The organism is Halodesulfovibrio sp. MK-HDV, from assembly GCF_009914765.1.
GTDB lineage: Bacteria > Desulfobacterota > Desulfovibrionia > Desulfovibrionales > Desulfovibrionaceae > Halodesulfovibrio.
In genome coordinates this window covers 1-5,335 of sequence record NZ_WYDS01000042.1, presented here as the reverse complement: position 1 = coordinate 5,335, position 5,335 = coordinate 1, and the positions used below count along the sequence as shown (strand labels likewise).

The 5,335-nt window shown below is 50.5% G+C and carries 2 tRNA genes and 3 rRNA genes; all 5 read right to left on the bottom strand.

The annotated features are described in order from the left end of the window. Nucleotides 1–44: 44 nt before the first annotated feature. A 5S ribosomal RNA gene (rrf, locus tag MKHDV_RS18380) occupies nt 45–159 on the bottom strand. 115 nt (nt 160–274) lie between these two features. Continuing rightward, nucleotides 275–3,210 (bottom strand): 23S ribosomal RNA (locus MKHDV_RS18375). Nucleotides 3,211–3,371: 161 nt separating this feature from the next. Beyond that, nucleotides 3,372–3,447 (bottom strand) — tRNA-Ala (locus MKHDV_RS18370). An 11-nt stretch (nt 3,448–3,458) separates the two neighbouring features. Continuing rightward, nucleotides 3,459–3,535 (bottom strand) — tRNA-Ile (locus MKHDV_RS18365). A 165-nt stretch (nt 3,536–3,700) separates the two neighbouring features. Then, nucleotides 3,701–5,242 (bottom strand): 16S ribosomal RNA (locus tag MKHDV_RS18360). The 16S, 23S and 5S rRNA genes sit together here with 2 tRNA genes alongside, the layout of an rRNA operon. Nucleotides 5,243–5,335: the final 93 nt, after the last annotated feature.

The following is a 5,335-nucleotide window of genomic DNA, read 5'->3' as shown; positions in this document are numbered from 1 at the left end:
AAAAAGCCCGTTAGCTATAAAGCTAACGGGCTTTTTGAAATAAATCTTGGCAGCGACCTACTTTCCCACAGGCTCCCCTGCAGTATCATCGGCGATGGTTGGCTTGACTTCCGAGTTCGGAATGGGATCGGGTATACCCCAACCTCCATGGCCACCAAGAAAAATATGTCGGGTCAGTGCTTTGGAAAGGCGGTAATATTTACCTTACTGCCACGTCAAAGGACGAACCCTAAAATATTAATCTAATAGGGAGGAAAAGAATGATTTAGTGTAGAAAAATAAGGCTCACGGACTATTAGTACTGGTTAGCTGAAGGCATCACTGCCCTTACACACCCAGCCTATCAACCTGGTGGTCTACCAGGGTCCTTTAGCTCAATTAATGAGAGGGAGATCTTATCTTAAGTGAGGCTTCCCGCTTAGATGCTTTCAGCGGTTATCCCTTCCGAACGTAGCTACTCAGCTATGCCGTTGGCACGACAACTGACCCACCAGAGGTTCGTTCACCCCGGTCCTCTCGTACTAGGGGCAACTCCTTTCAAATCTCCTACGCCCACAGCAGATAGGGACCAAACTGTCTCACGACGTTTTAAACCCAGCTCGCGTACCACTTTAAACGGCGAACAGCCGTACCCTTGGGACCTGCTTCAGCCCCAGGATGTGATGAGCCGACATCGAGGTGCCAAACCGCGCCGTCGATGTGAACTCTTGGGCGCGATCAGCCTGTTATCCCCGGCGTACCTTTTATCCAATGAGCGATGGCCCTTCCATGCGGAACCACCGGATCACTAACACCAACTTTCGTTCCTGCTCGAGATGTCTCTCTTACAGTCAAGCTCGCTTATGCGTTTGCACTCAACGACTGGTTTCCAATCAGTCTGAGCGAACCTTTGTATGCCTCCGTTACTCTTTAGGAGGCGACCGCCCCAGTCAAACTACCCACCAGACACTGTTTCCTAACCGGATAACGGTAGAGGATTAGAGCCTTAGACTAGCAAGGGTGGTATTTCAAGGTTGGCTCCACAAACACTAGCGTGCCTGCTTCAAAGCCTCCCACCTATCCTACACATGCTAGCCCAAAACCCAATGTCAAGCTATAGTAAAGGTGCACAGGGTCTTTCCGTCTTGCTGCGGGTACACGGCATTTTCACCGCGAATTCAATTTCACCGAGTCTGTAGTTGAGACAGTGCGGAGATCGTTACGCCATTCGTGCAGGTCGGAACTTACCCGACAAGGAATTTCGCTACCTTAGGACCGTTATAGTTACGGCCGCCGTTTACCGGGGCTTCGGTTCGCTGCTTCGCCGAAGCTAACAACTCCCCTTAACCTTCCGGCACCGGGCAGGCGTCAGTCCATATACGTCGTCTTACGACTTTGCATAGACCTATGTTTTTAGTAAACAGTCGCCACCGCCATTTCTCTGCGGCTCTCCGTTGCTTTGTTTCGCGAGGAAACTAACAACAAGGAGCACCCCTTATCCCGAAGTTACGGGGTCATTTTGCCGAATTCCTTAACTACAGTTCTCTCGAGCGCCTTGGATTACTCATCCCGCCCACCTGAGTCGGTTTGCGGTACGGTTTGCATAGACTAAACTTAGAAGCTTTTCTTGGAAGCATGGACTCAACACCTTACGTTCTTGCGAACTCCGCATCGTGTCTCAGGCATGTAGAGGTACGGATTTGCCTATACCTCAACCCTACGCACTTGCACTGGCTATTCCAACAGCCAGCGTGTCTATCCTACTCCGTCCCTCCATCGCACATCTATACAAGTACAGGAATATTAACCTGTTTCCCATCGACTACGCTTTTCAGCCTCGCCTTAGGGGCCGACTAACCCGGGGCAGATTACCTTTACCCCGGAAACCTTGGGCTTACGGCGGATGGGTTTCTCACCCATCTTATCGTTACTCATGTCAGCATAATCACTTCTCTACCGTCCAGCATGCTTCACAGCACACCTTCAACCAGTAGAGAACGCTCTCCTACCACCAGCACAAAGTGCTGATCCGAAGCTTCGGCACCATACTTAGCCCCGTTACATTTTCGGCGCAGAATCTCTAGACCAGTGAGCTATTACGCTTTCTTTAAAGGATGGCTGCTTCTAAGCCAACCTCCTGGCTGTCTAGGAAATTCCACCGCCTTTTCCACTGAGTATGGATTTGGAGGCCTTAGCTGTCGGTCTGGGCTGTTTCCCTTTCGACTACGGCCCTTCTCAGTCGCAGTCTGACTCCCGAGGATCATTTATACGGTATTCGGAGTTTGATAGGGTTTGGTAAGCTGGTGAGCCCCCTAGCCCTGTCAGTGCTCTACCCCCGTTAAACTACCTCGAGGCTATACCTCAATATATTTCGGAGAGAACCAGCTATCACCAGGTTTGATTGGCCTTTCACCCCTATCCACAAGTCATCCAAATCGTTTTCAACCGATACTGGTTCGGTCCTCCACTCAGTTTTACCTGAGCTTCAACCTGCTCATGGATAGATCACCTGGTTTCGGGTCTAATCCACTGTACTTGTCGCCCTTATCAGACTCGCTTTCGCTACGGCTCCACTTTCGCTTAACCTTGCACAGTAAATTAACTCGCTGACTCATTATGCAAAAGGCACGCGGTCACATCTCAAGGATGCTCCCACAGCTTGTAGGCAACTGGTTTCAGGTTCTATTTCACTCCCCTAACAGGGGTTCTTTTCACCTTTCCCTCACGGTACTGGTTCACTATCGGTCACTAGTTAGTACTTAGCCTTGGAAGATGGTCCTCCCAGATTCCCACGGAGTTTCTCGTGTTCCGCGGTACTCAGGAACAGTCTGTGTCATGTTCGACTTCAGGTACGGGACTTTCACCCTCTACGGTCAAGCTTCCCAGCTTGTTCCCCTATCTAATAATGAATCACGTAATGACTGCCCTACAACCCCGCCATGTCGAAACATGACGGTTTGGGCTATTCCCCGTTCGCTCGCCGCTACTAAGAGAGTCTCGTTTGATTTCCTTTCCTCGGGGTACTGAGATGTTTCACTTCCCCCGGTTAGCCTCTCTAAACCTATGTATTCAGTAAAGAGATAACGGGACATTACTCCCGCTGGGTTTCCCCATTCAGAAATCTATGGGTCAAAGGATGTTTGGCTCCTCACCATAGCATATCGCAGCCTACCACGTCTTTCATCGCCTTCTAGTGCCAAGCATCCGCCAGTTGCCCTTAATAACTTATTTTTCTACGGACATTCTTTTCCGTCCCTATCGATTGTAAAAGAGCAGAAACCCGAAGGTTTCAGCCAAGTATAATACTTGGATTGTTACCACTACTTATCATTTAAGTAATGACCACTACCAAAAATTTACTTGTAAAAGAACTGTATGCTGTTCCACCAAAATGGTGGAGGCGAACGGGATTGAACCGTTGACCCCCTGCGTGCAAGGCAGGTGCTCTCCCAGCTGAGCTACGCCCCCACTTGGGTAGATGGTGGGCCTGGGAAGATTTGAACTTCCGACCTCACGCTTATCAGGCGTGCGCTCTAACCAACTGAGCTACAGGCCCATTCAGCCTAATGACAAAAGAATCGCCTGCCGGCGGTACTTTAGTTACAGCAATCTCTCTCATTAGAAAGGCTGCTGTGTCATTTAGTTGTAAAGAGCATGCGACCATAAGCTGGTCAACGCAAAACTCTTTGCAATTAAATAGCGAATCGGATTATTTTTCTTTAAAGGAGGTGATCCAGCCGCAGGTTCCCCTACGGCTACCTTGTTACGACTTCACCCCAATCATCAGCCCCACCGTAGACAGCTGCCTCCATTGCTGGTTAGCTCACTGGTTTCGGGTAGAACCAACTTTCGTGGTGTGACGGGCGGTGTGTACAAGGCCCGGGAACGCATTCACCCTGGCATGCTGATCCAGGATTACTAGCGATTCCGACTTCAAGGAGTCGAGTTGCAGACTCCTATCCGGACTGGGATGCACTTTATGGGATTAGCTCCACCTCACGGTATCGCAACCCTTTGTATGCACCATTGTAGTACGTGTGTAGCCCCAGGCGTAAGGGCCATGATGACTTGACGTCGTCCCCACCTTCCTCCCGGTTAACCCGGGCAGTCTCCCTAGAGTGCCCAACATTACTTGCTGGCAACTAAGGATAGGGGTTGCGCTCGTTGCGGGACTTAACCCAACACCTCACGGCACGAGCTGACGACAGCCATGCAGCACCTGTCACTGCATTCCCCGAAGGGCACTGTCTAATTTCTAGGACATTCGCAGGATGTCAAGCCTGGGTAAGGTTCTTCGCGTTGCATCGAATTAAACCACATACTCCACCGCTTGTGCGGGCCCCCGTCAATTTCTTTGAGTTTCAGCCTTGCGACCGTACTCCCCAGGCGGGGTACTTAACGCGTTAACTACAGCACCGAAGGTCAAGCCTCCGACACTTAGTACCCATCGTTTACGGCGTGGACTACCAGGGTATCTAATCCTGTTTGCTCCCCACGCTTTCGCTCCTCAGTGTCAGTAATAGTCCAGGAAGTCGCCTTCGCCACCGGTGTTCCTTCTGATCTCTACGGATTTCACTCCTACACCAGAAATTCCACTTCCCTCTCCTATACTCTAGCGATGCAGTATCAAATGCAATTCCACGGTTGAGCCGTGGGCTTTCACATCTGACTTACAAAGCCACCTACGAGCGCTTTACGCCCAGTGATTCCGATTAACGCTTGCACCTTCAGTATTACCGCGGCTGCTGGCACTGAATTAGCCGGTGCTTCCTCTAGAGGTACCGTCAATTACTAAGAGTATTATTCCTAATAGGTTTCTTCCCTCTTGACAGGAGTTTACGATCCGAAAACCTTCATCCTCCACGCGGCGTCGCTGCGTCAGACTTTCGTCCATTGCGCAATATTCCCCACTGCTGCCTCCCGTAGGAGTCTGGGCCGTGTTCCAGTCCCAGTGTGGCAGGCCACCCTCTCAGGCCTGCTATTCATCGTTGCCACGGTAGGCCGTTACCCCACCGTCTAGCTAATGAAACGCGGACTCATCTACTGGCGAGAGCTTTCAAGAAGAGGCCCCCTTTCCCGTTTCCAGCGTATACGGTATTAGCAGTCGTTTCCAACTGTTGTCCCGTACCAATAGGTAGATTATCCACGCGTTACTCACCCGTGCGCCACTCTACTCGTCTCCGAAGAGACTTTCGCGTTCGACTTGCATGTGTTAGGCACGCCGCCAGCGTTCAATCTGAGCCAGAATCAAACTCTCCAGTTTAATAATTCTGTATTGAATTGTCCGTTACCGAAGCAACGAACAACGCTAGCTGATCTCTAAATCAATCCGATTCGCTATTTAATTGTCAAAGAG